Here is a 16,160-nt window from a genome sequence, read left to right on the forward strand (position 1 = left end):
TGGTAGATCGGGGATTTATGTCATCACCGAACTCATTGTGGGAGCTGGCTTGCCAGCGATGGCACCCACTCGGTTCCACAGGCAAAAACCCGATAATCCGCGTCACCAGTTCATCCTTCCAGCACTGATCCTCACGCAACCCAAGCGACCGGCTCATTGCATCGCCCCCACATCAAACTCCAACGGCTGCGCCGGTTTCTGCCCGATCCCGTACCAATCCAGTTTGCGCGTCAGCACCATGAACACACCGAGCAGGCCGAACAGCAACAATGAGCCCATCAACAACGCGTAATCCTCTGCGCTCAGCAAGCCATAGAGCAGGCCATACAACGCCGCCAGCCCCGCCGAAAAACTCAAGCCGTGACGCACACTGCGCAGCACGTGGCAGACATAAAACCCGATCAACAGCACGCAAGCACTGGCCGACAACAGATACGCCAGAGCGAAACCAATGTGCTCCGACAGCGACAGCAGCAACAGATAAAAGAACGCCAGGGCCACACCGACCAGCGCGTATTGCACCGGGTGCACCGCCAGGCTCTTGAGTACTTCGAACAAGAAGAAACCGGCGAACGTCAGGACGATGAACAGCAAGGCATATTTGATCGCCCGGTCGCTCTTCAGATATTGATCCACCGGGTCGATGAAGCTCACACCGAAGCTGCGACCGTTGAACGCCTCGCAATCATTACTGCTCACGCAACGGCTCATGGCGTCTTGCAGGTTGGTGGAGAAAAACGTGGTCTGCCAATCGGCGCTGAAACCCTGATCGTTGATCTCACGTTTGGCCGGCAGGAAATTGCCGATGAAACTTGGATGCGGCCAATTTGCAGTGAGGCTGACGCTGCTGCTCTTGCCCACCGGCAGTACCTGCAACGAACCGGTGCCTTGCAGCCGCAGATCGAAACCGAAGCTCAGTTCCGTGGTTTTGCTGGTGTCGAGCAACGGCAGCGACACTCGTACACCCTCGCCGAGCCAGCCGACCTGGGTGCCCGGCACGAAGTCCAGACGCTGACCGTCAAGTTCCAGTTTCAGCGCATTTTCGATACCGCGAATGTCGCTGATACCTACCGCGAGAAACGGTGCATCGAACTGGTAGTCGCTGAAGTCTTCCTTGATGCCCAATTGCGCCGGCAATGAGAAATGGCCGTTGATGCGGTTGTCGGCGTGGAACAACCGCGCTTCATAAATGCCCCGTGCGCGCAGCTCGGTTTGCACCTGACCATCGAGTTCGAAACGCTCCGGCAGGAAGTACAAACGACCGCGCTCTTCGCTCGGCTCGTCGTAGCGCTGATTGGTCTTGTCGTTGGTTTTCCAGTTGTGAATCACTTTGCGATACGGCACCACCATCACCGGCCCGCTCAGTTGCTGGCTGTAGCTGGAACTGCGGGCGATGTCTTCGAGCACGCCATCGCGCAGCTGTTGGCGGTCGTCGATGACGCCGTCGATCATCAGCAACGGGATCAGCAACAGCAGGATGAGCACGGCGATGGCGCCGAGCTTTATCGTCAGATTCTTGTTCATGGGACTCTCCCTGTTTGGATGGGCAGAGTCTGCTGGTGCTGTATGAGGGGAATGTGGGGGGAATATGGAGATTGTGTGGAAAGATCAAAAGATCGCAGCCTTCGGCAGCTCCTACAGGTGTACGCAATCCAATGTAGGAGCTGCCGAAGGCTGCGATCTTTTGACGGTATCAAGGCAAGCGCAATATCACTTCAACACCGTTTTCGACATTGCGAATCTGCATCGCCCCACCATGCAACTTGACCACCTCTTCGACGAAGTTAAGCCCCAAACCCGTGCTTTTGCGCCCACTGTCCGGACGCGGCAACGAGTAGAAACGCTCGGTCAGACGCGGCAAGGCGTAGTCAGGAATCGGCACCGTTTCATTGAACAATCGAAATTCGATCTGCTCGCCAACCCGCTCGGCGCTGAAGCGCAACAGCCCCTGTGACGGAGTGAAATCCAGCGCATTCTCCAGCAAGTTACCCAGCGCCTGACGCAATAGAAACGGCTCGCCAATCAACAGCAGATCCGCCGCAATGGTCTGTTCGATGCGCAACTGCTTACCTTCAATCCGCGCAGCCTGCCCTTGCAACAGTTCATCAACCAAAACCGCCAGCGGCACAGCGACCCGTTCTTCCAGTCCCTGACGTTGCTCGACCTGCGCCAGATTCAGTAACCGTTCGATCAACTGCTGCATCCGCGCACTTTCGCTGTCGATGTTGCCGACAAAGCGCAGGCGCTGAACCGGCAACATATCCCCTTGCAGCAACTCCGCCGCGCCACGAATCGCCGCCAGCGGACTTTTCAGCTCATGGGTCAGCGTATGCACATAACGCTCGACGTAGGCCTTGCCTTCCAGTTGCGTGCGCATCTGTTCCACGGCGGTAGCCAGTTGTTCCAGTTCACCGCCACGGTAATGCGGCACTTCCACCCGCCGGCCCTCACTTACCGCTTGGGCATAACCGGTCAAGCGATGCAGCGCGCGGCTCAGCCACCACGAGAGCAAAGCACCGAACAACAGGCCGAGGCCGATCAAACCAGCACCGTAAAACAGCAAACGCCGCTCGGTGCGATCGACATAAGGCTGCAATGAGCTGTTGGGCTTGGCGACGGTGACCACACCGATGATCTTGCCGTTGTCGCGGATCGGCGCGCCGACGTGCATCACTGACGAACTGGCGTCATCCGGATCACTGCGGCTCGAACGTGCACCGTACTCACCGCGCAGGGTCAGGTAGACATCGTTCCAGCGCGAGTAATCCTGACCGACCGCTACACCACTGGAATCGAGCACCACCATGCCCTTGGCGTCAGTCACGTAGATACGGTGGTTGACCTGATTTTTCGGCAAGCCCCAAATCGTCGCTTGTGGCTGACGCTCGCCATAGGCGCGCAGCAATTCAGGCCAGCGGTTCTCGCTGAGGGTCCCAGCCTTGAAATCGTCCCGCAGGATTTCCGCCATCAGGTTGGCGGTATCGACCAGGGTCTCTTCGGTGGATTGGCGCACGCCGGGACGGATTTCCTCCATCACCGTGTTGAGCACGAAATAACCGGTGAGGCCGACAAACAGCACATACACCAGAAAGATCCGCAGCCCCAGCGACATCAGCTATGCCCCGGGCTGTAGCTGTAACCGAGCCCGCGATGGGTCTGGATCGGCTCGGCGTCGGCGCGCACCAGACGCAATTTGGCGCGCACGCTTTTGATGTGGCTGTCGATGCTGCGCTCGTAACCGGCGTCGGCCGCCACGCCCAACGCATCGAGCAGTTGTTCGCGACTGAACACCCGCTCGGGTTGTTCGAGCAGGCACTGCAACAGGCGGAATTCGTGGCGGGTCAGGCTTAACGTCTGGCCGCGATAGCTGATTTGTACGCGCTCGGGATCGATGCGAAACAGCGCCGAAGAGGCTTCAATCACTGGACGCGGCGCCATGCGTTTGAGGATGGCCTTGACCCGCGCCGCCACCTCTCGAGGGCTGAACGGCTTGACCACGTAGTCGTCGGCGCCAATCTCCAGCCCCACCACGCGATCAATCTCGGCATCGCGGGCGCTGAGGAACAGCACCGGCACCTCGCTGAAACGCCGCAGCTGCTTGCAAGTCTCGAAACCGCTGATGTCCGGCAGGCCGATGTCGAGGATGATCAGATCGGCCGGGGTCTGGCGCTGATGCTCCAGCGCCGCCGCGCCGAGGCTCAGCCACGTCGTGCTAAAGCCCTCGCCTTGCAGGGCGAAAATCAGCGTGTCGGCAATCGCCGCTTCGTCTTCGACAATCAGGATATGAGGCATGGCGTCCGAGCCCGTGGGTTAAGTGCGCGAACGGTGCCCCAAGCCTGACGTTACGTCAATGAGACCACTTGGCTCAGCAGTCCGGTTTGTCGGCGGTGAAGCGCCGCGCCGGGTTCACTGCCGCGCCGAACTCGCGCAAGGCCTTGGCACCGATCAGCAGCGGATAATTGAAGTTGCTGCGGTCGGTCAGGTTGACCTCAACGGTACGCTTGACGTTGCCCAGGCACAGCTCCAGATCGACCACCGGGCGCTTGGCGACTTCGGTGCTTTCGCCCTCGTCCTCTTCATCCGAACGGCTCTTGATCTTGCTGATGCGCGCCACCTTGTGTTCGTAGACCTTGTTGCTGGCGTCCTTGGTGCCGAGGCGGAAACGCACCCAGTCGTCACCATCACGGGTGAAGGTTTCGATGTCCTTGGCCGACAGCGAGGCGGTCAGTGCGCCGGTGTCCATCTTGGCCTTGAGCACTTCACCGCCGATTTCCGGCAGCGCGATGTATTCGTAGCGCCCGTACAGAGTCGGCTCGGCGGCCATGACCGGCAGAGCGACGAGGGCAAACAGTGCAAGGAGGGATTTCACGTAAGGGGCTTCCTTGGAAAATGAGGGCGGCAGACGCGAGATTTTAGACACCCGGCGAGCAATTCGTTCGCCCGTGAGACCGCATCGCTGGCAAGCCAGCTCCCACAAGGATCTTCAATGAATGCAATTCTCGTGAACACCAGAGAAACCTGTGGGAGCTGGCTTGCCAGCGATGAGGCCAGCACATTCAATACAATATCTGGCACCAGCATACCGGCCCAAAAGTGAAACATTCGTCACCACCGATTTGGCCTGTCGCGCGAAGCTGCTTATCATGGCGCGCCCATCCGTTTGCAAAGAGTTGCTTATGCGCCGCCTGCTCACCGGCTGTTTCGTCACCCTGCTGCTGTTGCTCAACACCCTGATCCTGATCGGGCCGCTGCTGGTGTTTGCCCTGCTCAAACTGGTCGCGCCCGGCCGCTGGCGCGACTACGCGTCGGGGGCGGTGATGTGGATCGCCGAGACCTGGGCCGAGATCGACAAACTGATTTTCCGTCTGTGCATTCCCACTCAGTGGGACATTCGTGGCGGTGAAGACTTGCGCGGCGATACCTCCTATCTGGTAGTCAGCAACCACCAATCGTGGGTCGATATTCCGGCGCTGATTCAGACCCTCAACCGCCGCACGCCGTTCTTCAAATTCTTCCTCAAGAAAGAGCTGATCTGGGTGCCGTTTCTGGGGCTGGCGTGGTGGGCGCTGGATTACCCGTTCATGAAGCGCTACACCAAAGCGTTTCTGGCCAAGCACCCGGAACTGGCCGGCAAGGATCTGGAAATCACCAGACAGGCCTGCGAGCTGTTCAAGCGTCAGCCCGTGACCGTGGTCAATTATCTGGAAGGTACCCGCTACACCACGGCAAAAAGCGCGCAGCAGCAATCACCGTTCAACCACCTGCTCAAGCCCAAGGCCGGCGGCGTGGCGTTCGTATTGGCAGCGATGGGTGAACAACTGGATGCGATTCTCGATGTGACGGTGGTTTATCCACAGGCGAACATTCCGGGTTTCTGGGACTTGATCAGCGGCAACGTGCCTCGCGTGATCATCGACATCAAGACCCGCGACCTCGACCCGGCGCTGTGGCAGGGCGATTACGAGAATGATCCGGCGTTTCGCCAGAAGGTCCAGAGCTGGGTCAACCAGCTCTGGAACGAGAAGGACCAACGCATCGCCGAACTGCGCGGCGAGCGCGGCTGAATCAGCTACCGCTGCCGGCGCCCCAGATGCTGCCCAGGCTGCTCAACAGCGAACCGCCGACGCCCTGCTGACCGAGGTATTGCAACAGTACCGGGGCAAACTGGCCGATCATGCCGCTGTCCATGCCCAATGCGCTGAAGGCATTGTTCAGGTCATTGGTGTCCTTGACGTTGCCCAGCGCATTCTCCAGCCCGGCAGACTTGCCGGATGAACCGAGCAAGGCGCCCAGCGCCGCCAAATTGCCGCTGCCACCCGACAGTTTGTCGATGCCCGGCACTTCTTTGGCCAACTGCGAGTAGTCAGTGCTGCTCAGCTGATTCTTCGCCAGCCCGAGCATTGCACTGGTGCCGCCGACGGCTTGCTCCGGCGTGACATCCAGCGCACTGAGGGCACTGAGCAACCCGGCGGTCTCCGACGTCGGCGCCGCAGCGGCCGCCTTGTCACCGCCCTGCATCCCCGAAACCGCACCTGCGACGTCGTTCAGACTGAAACCGGCAAACACCGGCCCGGCGGCCAGGGTCAGGAGCGATGCCAAGGCAAAACCGCGTGAAATCTTCATTCAGACATCCTCTTGCGCTGTAAAAACCACCCGATGAGTGGGCAGTGAAACTGCCGGTTTGACCGGGTATCCGCCGGCATGTTCCGGCGCGGCGCATCCATTTTCATCCGGCCTGCGTGTGTAAAACGTGAAATCCCGGAGACCCCCGCGATGAATGAGCCCTTGGAATTCGGAGGCTGCGATCTCTTAGGCCATTCAGTAGCGATTAATTGGAATGCTTATTTCAAATGGACCTCAATACCTGTCAGGTCTGACAGTTGGCGGCAATCACTATCAAAGCGAACATTCCTGCTCCTTTTATGTAACGGAGTACAAATGATGAAGCTGAAAATCGCCGCCGGTATTTTGGTCAGTCTTGCCATGATGAGCACCGCCTACGCAGCCACTTGCCCGACACTCTCGATTACCCACTCTCAAGACAACGAAGACCTCACCTTCACCTCTGCACGCCTTAAAGACAAAGACAGCGCCAATTCCGTTGTCATTTGTCGCTACGAAGGCAAGGGCGATCTCGGCGCCTCGGCCGGTTACCGAAACGGTACGCCGGTCGACGCCGTTACCCCCACAAACTGGAGTGGTGATGATTGTTCAACCAAGGACGGCGATGCCAGCAAATGCGCGTTCAAAGAAAAATAGGAAAAATAAGGCGCAAAAAAGGGCAACCCGAGGGTTGCCCTTTTTATACGGGTAAAACCTACGCCGCACTAAACAACTTATGCGGATCAATCACAAACTTCTTCGGCACGCCCGCATCAAACTCGCCGTAACCTTCCGGCGCCTGATCGAGGCTGATCACCTGCACGCCCACCACTTCGGCGATGTTGATGCGATCCCACATGATCGCCTGCATCAGTTGGCGGTTGTACTTCATCACTGGGGTCTGGCCGGTGTGGAAGCTGTGCGACTTGGCCCAGCCCAGACCGAAGCGAATGCTCAGGCTGCCCATTTTCGCGGCGGCGTCCACGGCACCTGGATCTTCGGTGACGTACAGGCCCGGGATACCGATCTTGCCGGCAACACGCACCACGCCCATCAGTGAGTTGAGCACGGTGGCGGGAGCCTCGGCTTTCACGCCGTCGTGGCCGTGGCCGCGTGCTTCGAAGCCGACGCAGTCCACCGCGCAATCCACTTCCGGTTCGCCCAGCAGTGCGGCGATCTGTTCGTGCAGAGGGGTGTCCTTGGACAGGTCGACGATTTCAAAACCCTGGGATTTGGCGTGAGCCAAGCGGATGGTGTTGACGTCGCCGACGATCACCACCGCAGCACCGAGCAAACGTGCGGAAGCGGCAGCGGCCAGACCGACCGGGCCGGCGCCCGCAATGTAAACGGTGCTGCCCGGACCAACGCCGGCAGTGACGGCGCCGTGGTAGCCGGTCGGGAGAATGTCGGAGAGGCAGGTCAGGTCACGGATTTTCTCCATGGCCTTGTCGCGGTCCGGCAGTTTCAGCAGGTTGAAGTCAGCGTACGGCACCAGCACATATTCGGCTTGGCCACCGGTCCAGTCGCCCATGTCGACGTAACCGTAAGCGCCACCGGCACGGGCCGGGTTGACGGTCAGGCAGACGCCTGTGTGTTGCTCTTTGCAGGAACGGCAGCGCCCGCAAGCGACGTTGAACGGCACGGAAACCAGATCACCGATTTTCAGGTTTTCGACGTCGGAGCCTTTTTCGATCACCTCGCCGGTGATCTCGTGACCCAGCACCAGACCGGTCTGCGCCGTGGTACGGCCGCGCACCATGTGTTGGTCGGAGCCACAGATATTGGTGGAAACCACTTTGAGAATGACCCCGTGCTCGATCTTGCGACCGCGCGGGTCCTGCATTTTCGGATAGTCGATTTTCTGTACTTCGACCTTGCCAGCGCCGAGATACACCACACCACGATTGCCAGACATGCTTTCACCTCGCTGTTGTTTTTATGGAACCGCGTTGCCCAGGCAGGCAGCGCGTTGAGTGCTCGGGTACAGATGCTGTTTATGTGTTGCCTGTCAGGGCCTCATCGCTGGCAAGCCAGCTCCCACAGGGATTTGTGTCGTTTACAGAATCTAAATCCAACACCGAATCCTGTGGGAGCTGGCTTGCCAGCGATGGCGATCTAGAGAACGACCGTACGATTGGCGTTGAGAAACACCCTCCGCTCAATGTGATACCCAACCGCCCGCGCCAGCGTCAGGCCTTCAATATCGCGCCCCTTGGCAATCAGATCCTCAGGGTAATGACTGTGATCCACCGCCTCGACGCCCTGGGCAATGATTGGCCCTTCATCCAGATCGTTATTGATGTAATGCGCCGTCGCGCCGACCAGTTTCACGCCCTTGTTGTAGGCCTGGTGATACGGCTTGGCGCCTTTGAAACCCGGCAGCAGCGAGTGATGAATGTTGATCGCCTTGCCATCGAGCTTGCGGCACAGCTCCGGCGACAGCACCTGCATGTAGCGGGCGAGGATCACCAGTTCGGCGCCGGACTCTTCGATCACCTGCCACACCTGACGCTCCTGCGACGGCTTGTCGTTGGGGTCGAGGGGGAAATGGTAGTAGGGAATCTGGTGCCAGTCGGCCAGCGGTTTCAGATCCGGGTGGTTGGAGACCACCGCCGCCACGTCCATCGATAACTGGCCGATGCGCTGGCGGTAGAGCAAGTCGTTGAGGCAGTGGTCGGCCTTGGAGACCATGATCACCACTTTCGGCCGGTAGTTCGGTGCGGTCAGCTCGAAGATCATGCCGAAGGCCTGACCGCGTTCGGCTAAGCCTGCGCGGAAGGACTTTTCGTCGAAGCCGTCGGGCTGGCGGAATTCCACGCGAATGAAGAAACGCCCGGAGAGGCGGTCATCGAACGAGTGGTGCTCGGTGACGTAGCAGCCCTGCTCGAACAGAAAACGCGTGACCGCGTCCACGGTGCCGAGGACGCTGGGGCAGTCGGCGGTCAGAATCCATGTGTCTGGGGCGCGGCTCATGGTGCGGTGACTCCTGTTCTTTGTGCGGGGTGTCTGGGGAATTTTTGCCCCTCACCCTAGCCCTCTCCCGGAGGTAGAGGGGACTGACCGAGGTGTTGTTTCGAGCTACGCCGACCTGAAATATCGCGGCGAACTCAGGCTCGAAAACTACACAAATCTGCTCCCTTTCCCCCTCTCCCCCCTGGGGGAGAGGGCTGGGGTGAGGGGGTGGCTCTTGATCTTTCAGGCCTGAACGCTCAACCCGTACTCAGCCGAAGCATCCTGCAACCACAACCACCAGTAATCCGAGAAGCTACGACGAATCAGCAATTCCCAAGTGTCTTCAGCGGTATGGCGAATCATCAACTGCGACTTGGCGAACACCGTGCCGACCGCTTTACCGACCGGGAAGTTGTTCGGGTGCACGTCGTAGCTGGTGGATTTCATCAGCACCTGACGCACGTTCGGCCCGCTCAGTTCGAGTACTTGCTGGCCGCCGCTGACGTTGACGATCGCTATGTGCAGATCGCCCAGTGCTTCACGCAGTTTCTGTTCGGCGGCGAATTCTTCACCACTTGGCACGATCAGCAGCCACTCGTCCGGGCCCATCCATTGCAGGCTGGTTTCGCCTTTGACGATCACGCTGAGGGCGCCGGGCAATTCAATGCCCAGGGCCTTGTGCACGCCGGCGGCGAAGGCTGCATCGTGGCCATCACCACGAATGGTCAGGTGGCCGAGGAGTTTTTTCTCACGCACGATCACGCCGGCGTTCTTGCGGCCCTTGCCGACCAGGCTGGCGAGGTCGGCATGGTGCAGCGACGACTCGGCCTTGGCGCCGGTGGTCGGGCGTTGTTGGTAAACATTGGCTGTGGTCATAAAGCACCTTCCTGAATTCTTGATCGTTCCCACGCTCTGCGTGGGAATGCCGCCATGGACGCTCTGCGTCCGCTCTTGGGACGCAGAGCGTCCCGGGATGCATTCCCACGCAGAGCGTGGGAACGATCAGTGTCAGATGTTCTGGCGATCACCCTTCGGATCGAAGAACACCGAAGAAACAATCTCCGCCTCGATCACGCTGCCGTCGGCCAGCGGTGCAAACACCCGCTCACCGAGGCGCTTCAGACCGCCCTTGACCACACCCATGGCAAACGAATAACCGAGGGAGTTGTGCGCGTAGCTGGAAGTCACGTGGCCGACCATGGTCATCGGGATCGTCTGCTTGGTGTTGAACACCAGTTGCGCCCCTTCCGGCAGCCACACGTTCGGATCGATCGGCTTCAGACCGACCAGTTGCTTACGCTGATCCTTCACACAGTCTTCACGGTTCATCCCGCGCTGGCCGATCCACGAGAACGGTTTGGTGCGACCCACACACCAGCCCATGTTCAAGTCGTCCGGGGTCATCGAGCCGTCAGTGTCCTGACCGACAATGATGAAACCCTTCTCGGCACGCAGCACGTGCATGGTCTCGGTGCCGTACGGCGTCAGGTTGTATTGCTTGCCGGCCTCGACGATTTTCTCCAGCACGCCCATCGCGTAGTCGGCCTGCACGTTGACTTCGTACGACAGCTCACCGGTAAACGAGATGCGGAACACCCGCGCCGGCACACCGCCGACCAGACCTTCTTTCCAGGTCATGAACGGGAAGGCTTCGTTGCTCAGATCAATGTCGGTCACGGCGCTGAGCAGCTTGCGGCTGTTCGGCCCGGACAGGGTCATGGTTGCCCAGTGGTCGGTGACGGAGGTGAAATACACCTTCATGTCCGGCCATTCGGTCTGGTGGTACAGCTCCAGCCACTGCAGCACGCGTGCGGCGCCGCCAGTGGTGGTGGTCATGACGAAATGGTTGTCCGCCAGGCACGCCGTCACACCGTCGTCGAAGACCATGCCGTCTTCTTTGCACATCAAACCGTAGCGAGCCTTGCCCACGTCGAGCTTGGTCCAGGCGTTGGTGTACACGCGGTTGAGAAACTCGCGGGCATCCGGGCCTTGAATGTCGATCTTGCCGAGGGTCGAGGCATCGAGCAGGCCAACGCTGTCGCGCACGGCTTTGCATTCGCGCTTGACGGCGGCATGCAGGTCTTCACCGTTTTTCGGGAAGTACCATGGACGTTTCCACTGACCGACGTCTTCAAACTCGGCGCCGTTCTTAACATGCCAGGCGTGCAGCGCGGTGTGACGCACCGGTTCAAAGATGTGCCCACAGTGACGACCGGCCACGGCGCCGAAAGTCACCGGCGTGTAGTTCGGGCGGAACATCGTGGTGCCCATCTGCGGGATGGTCACGTTCAGCGAACGGGCGGCAATGGCCAGACCGTTGACGTTGCCGAGCTTGCCCTGATCGGTGCCGAAGCCCAGCGCGGTGTAGCGTTTGACGTGCTCGACCGACTCGAAACCTTCGCGGGTTGCCAGTTCGATCGCCGCAGCGGTCACGTCGTTCTGCAGGTCGACGAATTGCTTCGGCGCCCGTGCGGTGTTCTTTTCGTGCGGCACCTGGAACAGCGCCAGTGTCGGTTCTTCGTGACGGCTCAAGGCTTTCGGCAGTACGCCTTCGACAGTCTGGAAACCGGCTTCAGCGGCAGCACGCACGCCACCTTCAAAACCGTCAGCCAACGAATCGCCGAGACCGTAAACGCCATTGATGCCACCGACGCACACGCGTTTCTGCGGTGCTTCGCCCGGTACGAAACCGAGGATGTCTTCGCGCCAGGTCGGCTTGCCACCAAGGTGCGAAGCCAAATGAACGACCGGGCTGTAACCGCCGGAACTGGCGATCACGTCGCAGTCGAGCCATTCGCCCGGGCTGGTCACCGAATGGGCTTTGACATCAATCGCGGCAATGCGGGCAGCAGTGACACGCTTGCTGCCACGGGCTTCGATCACGGCGCTGCCGGTGAGGATGCGGATACCTTTGGCACGGGCTTCTTCCACCAGCGCACCACGCGGATTGCTACGGGCGTCAGCGATGGCGACCACTTGCAGACTGGCGTCGAGCCAATCCAGCGCCACGCGATAAGCGTGATCGTTGTTGGTCGACAGCACCAGTTTCTTGCCCGGCGCTACGCCATAGCGACGCACGTAAGTCGACACTGCGCCCGCGAGCATGTTGCCCGGCACGTCGTTGTTGCCGTAAACCAGCGGACGCTCGCAAGCACCGGTCGCCAGCACTACGCGTTTGGCGCGAACACGGTGAATGCGCTGACGCACCTGGCCAATCGGCGCGCGGTCACCGAGGTGATCGGTGAGGCGTTCGTGAATGGTCAGGAAGTTGTGGTCGTGGTAACCGTTGACCGTGGCGCGCGGCAACAGCAGCACGTCTGGGGTGTTCTTCAGTTCCGTGATGACGCTGGCGACCCAGTCCATCGCCGGTTTGCCGTCGAGGCTTTCGCGGGAATCGAGCAGGCTGCCGCCGAACTCTTCCTGCTCATCGGCCAGAATCACTCGGGCACCGCTGCGCGCAGCGGCCAAGGCAGCGGCGAGACCGGCCGGGCCGGCGCCGACGATCAGCACGTCGCAGTGCTGGTTCATGTAGTCGTAGGTGTCCGGATCGACTTCGGTCGGCGAACGGCCGAGGCCGGCAGCCTTGCGAATGTACTTCTCGTAGGTCATCCAGAACGATTGCGGGTACATGAAGGTTTTGTAGTAGAAACCCGGCGGCATCAGCTTGCCGCCGACCTTGCCGAGAATGCCCATCATGTCGTTATTGACGCTCGGCCAGCCGTTGGTGCTGGTCGCGACCAAACCTTGATACAGCGCCTGTTGCGTGGCGCGCACGTTGGGAATCTGTGTGGCTTCGGTCGCACCGATCTGCAGCACCGCGTTCGGCTCTTCGGCGCCGGCAGCGAAGATCCCGCGAGGACGCGAATACTTGAAGCTGCGGCCGATGATGTCGACGCCGTTGGCGATCAGCGCGGCAGCCAGCGAGTCACCCTCGAAGCCCTTGTAGCTCTGACCGTTGAAGGTGAAGCTCAGCACTTTGTTGCGGTCGATCCGTCCACCGTTGGACAGGCGATTGGTCTGGCTCATACCTTCTCTCCCAGCGCCGTCGTGGCTGTTTTCGCCGAATCAGCCTTGTCGGTGAATTGCGGCTTGGTGCCGATCTTGTAGGTTTCGAGAATCTCGTAGGTCACGGTGTCGCGGGTGACGTTGAAGTACTGACGGCAACCGGCGACGTGATCCCACAACTCGTGGTGCAGACCACGGGGGTTATCGCGGAAGAACATGTAGTCGCCCCACTCCTCGTCAGTGCAAGCGCCAGGGTCGAGCGGGCGCGGAATGTGCGCCTGACCGGATGCGTGGAATTCCTCTTCGGAGCGCAACTCGCCGCAGTGAGGACAGAAGATATGCAACATGGGGATTTCTCCTGTTAGTGGGCGACGGCAGCAGCGCCGTGTTCGTCGATGAGTGCGCCGTTGTGGAAACGGTCGATGGAAAACGGGGCGGCCAACGGGTGCATTTCACCCTTGGCCAGACTCGCGGCAAACACGTTGCCCGAGCCAGGTGTGGCCTTGAAGCCACCGGTGCCCCAACCGCAGTTGAAGAACATGTTCGGTACCGGGGTTTTCGAAATGATCGGGCAAGCGTCCGGGGTGGTGTCGACGATGCCGCCCCACTGGCGGTTCATGCGCACCCGCGACAGCACCGGGAACATCTCGACGATGGCCTGGATGGTGTGCTCGATCACCGGGTACGAACCGCGCTGGCCGTAGCCGTTGTAACCGTCGATACCGGCGCCAATCACCAGGTCGCCCTTGTCGGACTGGCTGATGTAACCGTGTACGGCGTTGGACATGATCACGCTGTCGATAATCGGCTTGATCGGCTCGGACACCAGCGCTTGCAGCGGGTGGGATTCGATCGGCAGACGGAAACCGGCCAGTTTGGCCATGTGCCCGGAGTTACCGGCCGTGACCACGCCGACGCGCTTGGCGCCGATGAAACCCTTGTTGGTTTCAACACCGATGCACACGCCGTTTTCCTTGCGGAAACCGATCACTTCGGTCTGCTGGATCAAGTCCACACCGAGGGCGTCGGCGGCACGGGCAAAGCCCCACGCCACAGCATCGTGACGGGCGACGCCGCCGCGACGCTGAACGGTCGCGCCCATCACCGGGTAGCGAGTGTTTTTCGAGCAGTCAAGGTACGGAATCTCGTCAGCGACTTGCTTGGCGTTGAGCAGTTCGCCATCGACGCCATTGAGGCGGTTGGCGCTGACCCGACGCTCGGAATCACGGATGTCCTGCAGGGTGTGGCACAGGTTGTAGACGCCACGCTGGGAGAACATCACGTTGTAGTTGAGATCCTGCGACAGGCCTTCCCACAATTTCATCGCATGTTCGTAGAGGTGCGCCGACTCGTCCCACAGGTAGTTGGAGCGAACGATGGTGGTGTTGCGCGCGGTGTTACCGCCGCCCAGCCAGCCCTTCTCGACCACGGCGACGTTGGTGATGCCGTGCTCTTTCGCGAGGTAGTAAGCGGTCGCCAGACCGTGCCCGCCGCCGCCGACGATGACCACGTCGTAGACCTTCTTCGGCGTTGGCGTGCGCCACATGCGCTGCCAGTTTTCGTGGTGGCTGAGGGAGTGTTTGAAGAGGCCGAAGCCCGAATAGCGTTGCATAGTCAGTTACTCCAGAACACTCAGCGATAAACCGGGAAGTCTGCGCACAGGGCCGACACTTGCTGGGCAACATTGGCCTCGACATCGGCATCGCCGAGGTTGTCGAGGATGTCGCAGATCCAGCCAGCCAACACTTCGCACTGGGTCACCTTGAAACCGCGCGTAGTGACAGCCGGGGTGCCGATGCGCAGGCCCGAGGTCACGAACGGCGATTGCGGGTCGTTCGGCACGGCGTTCTTGTTGACGGTGATGTGTGCACGGCCAAGGGCGGCGTCGGCGTCTTTGCCGGTCAGGCCCTGACGGATCAGGCTGACCAGGAACAAATGATTGTCGGTGCCGCCGGACACTACATCGTAGCCACGTTTGATAAACACGCTGGCCATCGCCTGAGCGTTGTCGATCACTTGTTGCTGATAAGCCTTGAAGCCCGGCTCCAGCGCTTCTTTGAAGCACACGGCTTTACCGGCGATGACGTGCATCAGCGGGCCGCCCTGAGCGCCGGGGAACACCGCGGCGTTGAGCTTCTTCTCGATCTCTTCGTTGGACTTGGCCAGGATCAGCCCGCCCCGTGGACCGCGCAGGGTTTTGTGCGTGGTGGTGGTGACCACGTCGGCGTACGGCAGCGGGTTCGGGTACAGACCGGCAGCGACCAGACCGGCGACGTGGGCCATGTCGACGAACAGCAGCGCGCCGACTTTGTCAGCAATCTGACGGAAGCGCGGGAAGTCCAGAGTCTTCGAGTAAGCGGAGAAACCGGCGACGATCATTTTTGGCTTGGATTCGACGGCCAGACGCTCGACTTCGTCGTAATCGATCAGCCCGGTGTCGGTGTTGATGCCGTACTGCACGGCGTTGTAGAGCTTGCCCGAGGACGACACTTTGGCGCCGTGGGTCAGGTGACCGCCGTGGGCCAGGCTCATGCCGAGGATGGTGTCGCCTGGCTGGATCAGCGCCAGGTACACGGCGCTGTTGGCCGAAGAACCGGAATGCGGCTGGACGTTGGCGTAATCGGCGCCGAACAGTTGCTTGGCGCGTTCGATGGCCAGCGCTTCAACTTTATCCACATGCTCGCAGCCACCGTAGTAGCGCTTGCCCGGGTAGCCTTCGGCGTATTTGTTGGTCAGGCCGCTGCCTTGCGCTTGCATGACGCGTTTGCTGGTGTAGTTCTCCGACGCGATCAGCTCGATGTGATCTTCCTGACGTTGCTCCTCGGCATTCATCGCCGCCAGCAGTGCATCGTCGTAACCCTGGATCTGGTCTTGCTTGCTGAACATCGCGTCTCTCCCAGCGGCATCTGTGCGCCATTCGTCTCGGTAAGGCACTGGCAATGAAGGCAGTGCCCTTTGATGCCGATGGTATGACCGGCGCAGACAGCTCAAATGCCTGCGCGCGCCACGCAAAGGTGCGTTTACGACATGGCCGGAAATGCGTTTTCCAGACTCGATCTCGAAAACACTGGAGAACCCTGTGGGAGCTGGCTTGCCAGCGA

General features: G+C 60.3%; 14 protein-coding genes. 2 read left to right on the top strand and 12 right to left on the bottom strand.

Annotation, left to right across the window (positions count from 1 at the left end; genetic code table 11):
• Positions 1-153: 153 nt before the first annotated feature.
• The 4 genes from creD to ACM6IN_RS05810 form a co-directional block, all read right to left on the bottom strand.
• A complete protein-coding gene (gene creD, locus ACM6IN_RS05795) occupies positions 154-1,524 on the bottom strand; it encodes a cell envelope integrity protein CreD (protein ID WP_007910002.1) in 1,371 nt (456 codons plus the stop codon).
• 169 nt (positions 1,525-1,693) lie between these two features.
• Positions 1,694-3,112, bottom strand: a complete 1,419-nt coding sequence (gene creC / locus ACM6IN_RS05800; RefSeq protein WP_414915576.1) for a two-component system sensor histidine kinase CreC — start codon at positions 3,110-3,112, stop codon at positions 1,694-1,696.
• Positions 3,112-3,792 (bottom strand): two-component system response regulator CreB, encoded by a 681-nt coding sequence (gene creB / locus ACM6IN_RS05805; RefSeq protein WP_042704954.1) that lies wholly within the window; start codon positions 3,790-3,792, stop codon positions 3,112-3,114. Before creB ends, creC begins: the two co-directional genes overlap by 1 nt.
• A gap of 73 nt (positions 3,793-3,865) precedes the next feature.
• On the bottom strand, positions 3,866-4,369 hold the full coding sequence (locus tag ACM6IN_RS05810) for an ATP-dependent zinc protease (protein WP_008078089.1): 504 nt from the start codon (positions 4,367-4,369) through the stop codon (positions 3,866-3,868).
• Between the two features lie 307 nt (positions 4,370-4,676).
• Here ACM6IN_RS05810 and ACM6IN_RS05815 point away from each other — a divergent pair, with 307 nt between their 5' ends.
• Positions 4,677-5,564 (top strand): acyltransferase, encoded by an 888-nt coding sequence (locus ACM6IN_RS05815; protein ID WP_414915577.1) that lies wholly within the window; start codon positions 4,677-4,679, stop codon positions 5,562-5,564.
• A 1-nt stretch (position 5,565) separates the two neighbouring features.
• Here the strand turns inward: ACM6IN_RS05815 and ACM6IN_RS05820 are convergent, their stop codons facing one another.
• Entirely contained in the window at positions 5,566-6,123 is a 558-nt protein-coding gene (locus ACM6IN_RS05820; protein ID WP_414915578.1) for a DUF2780 domain-containing protein, read from the bottom strand.
• Positions 6,124-6,438: 315 nt separating this feature from the next.
• On the opposite strand from ACM6IN_RS05820, the gene ACM6IN_RS05825 reads away from it, so the two are divergent.
• Positions 6,439-6,759 carry a hypothetical protein gene (locus ACM6IN_RS05825; RefSeq protein ID WP_414915579.1) on the top strand — a complete coding sequence of 107 codons (321 nt, stop codon included), beginning with the start codon at positions 6,439-6,441 and terminating at the stop codon, positions 6,757-6,759.
• A gap of 58 nt (positions 6,760-6,817) precedes the next feature.
• On the opposite strand, the gene fdhA is transcribed toward ACM6IN_RS05825, so the two are convergent.
• From fdhA to ACM6IN_RS05860, 7 genes are all read right to left on the bottom strand, one after another.
• Positions 6,818-8,017, bottom strand: coding sequence for a formaldehyde dehydrogenase, glutathione-independent (fdhA, locus tag ACM6IN_RS05830; RefSeq protein ID WP_034155015.1), 1,200 nt, complete (start codon positions 8,015-8,017; stop codon positions 6,818-6,820).
• Between the two features lie 200 nt (positions 8,018-8,217).
• A complete protein-coding gene (purU, locus tag ACM6IN_RS05835; protein WP_007909989.1) occupies positions 8,218-9,075 on the bottom strand; it encodes a formyltetrahydrofolate deformylase in 858 nt (285 codons plus the stop codon).
• Positions 9,076-9,297: 222 nt separating this feature from the next.
• Entirely contained in the window at positions 9,298-9,930 is a 633-nt protein-coding gene (locus tag ACM6IN_RS05840) for a sarcosine oxidase subunit gamma (protein WP_008086919.1), read from the bottom strand.
• 132 nt (positions 9,931-10,062) lie between these two features.
• On the bottom strand, positions 10,063-13,080 hold the full coding sequence (locus tag ACM6IN_RS05845; RefSeq protein ID WP_414915580.1) for a sarcosine oxidase subunit alpha: 3,018 nt from the start codon (positions 13,078-13,080) through the stop codon (positions 10,063-10,065).
• Entirely contained in the window at positions 13,077-13,406 is a 330-nt protein-coding gene (locus ACM6IN_RS05850) for a sarcosine oxidase subunit delta (RefSeq protein WP_007913119.1), read from the bottom strand. The genes ACM6IN_RS05845 and ACM6IN_RS05850 overlap by 4 nt, the downstream gene beginning before the upstream one ends.
• A gap of 14 nt (positions 13,407-13,420) precedes the next feature.
• Positions 13,421-14,671 (bottom strand): sarcosine oxidase subunit beta, encoded by a 1,251-nt coding sequence (locus ACM6IN_RS05855; RefSeq protein ID WP_003206307.1) that lies wholly within the window; start codon positions 14,669-14,671, stop codon positions 13,421-13,423.
• 20 nt (positions 14,672-14,691) lie between these two features.
• Positions 14,692-15,945, bottom strand: a complete 1,254-nt coding sequence (locus ACM6IN_RS05860; protein WP_007913117.1) for a serine hydroxymethyltransferase — start codon at positions 15,943-15,945, stop codon at positions 14,692-14,694.
• Positions 15,946-16,160: the final 215 nt, after the last annotated feature.

Origin of the sequence: Pseudomonas sp. IT-P395 (assembly GCF_949767675.1) — a bacterium.
Taxonomy (GTDB): Bacteria; Pseudomonadota; Gammaproteobacteria; order Pseudomonadales; family Pseudomonadaceae; genus Aquipseudomonas.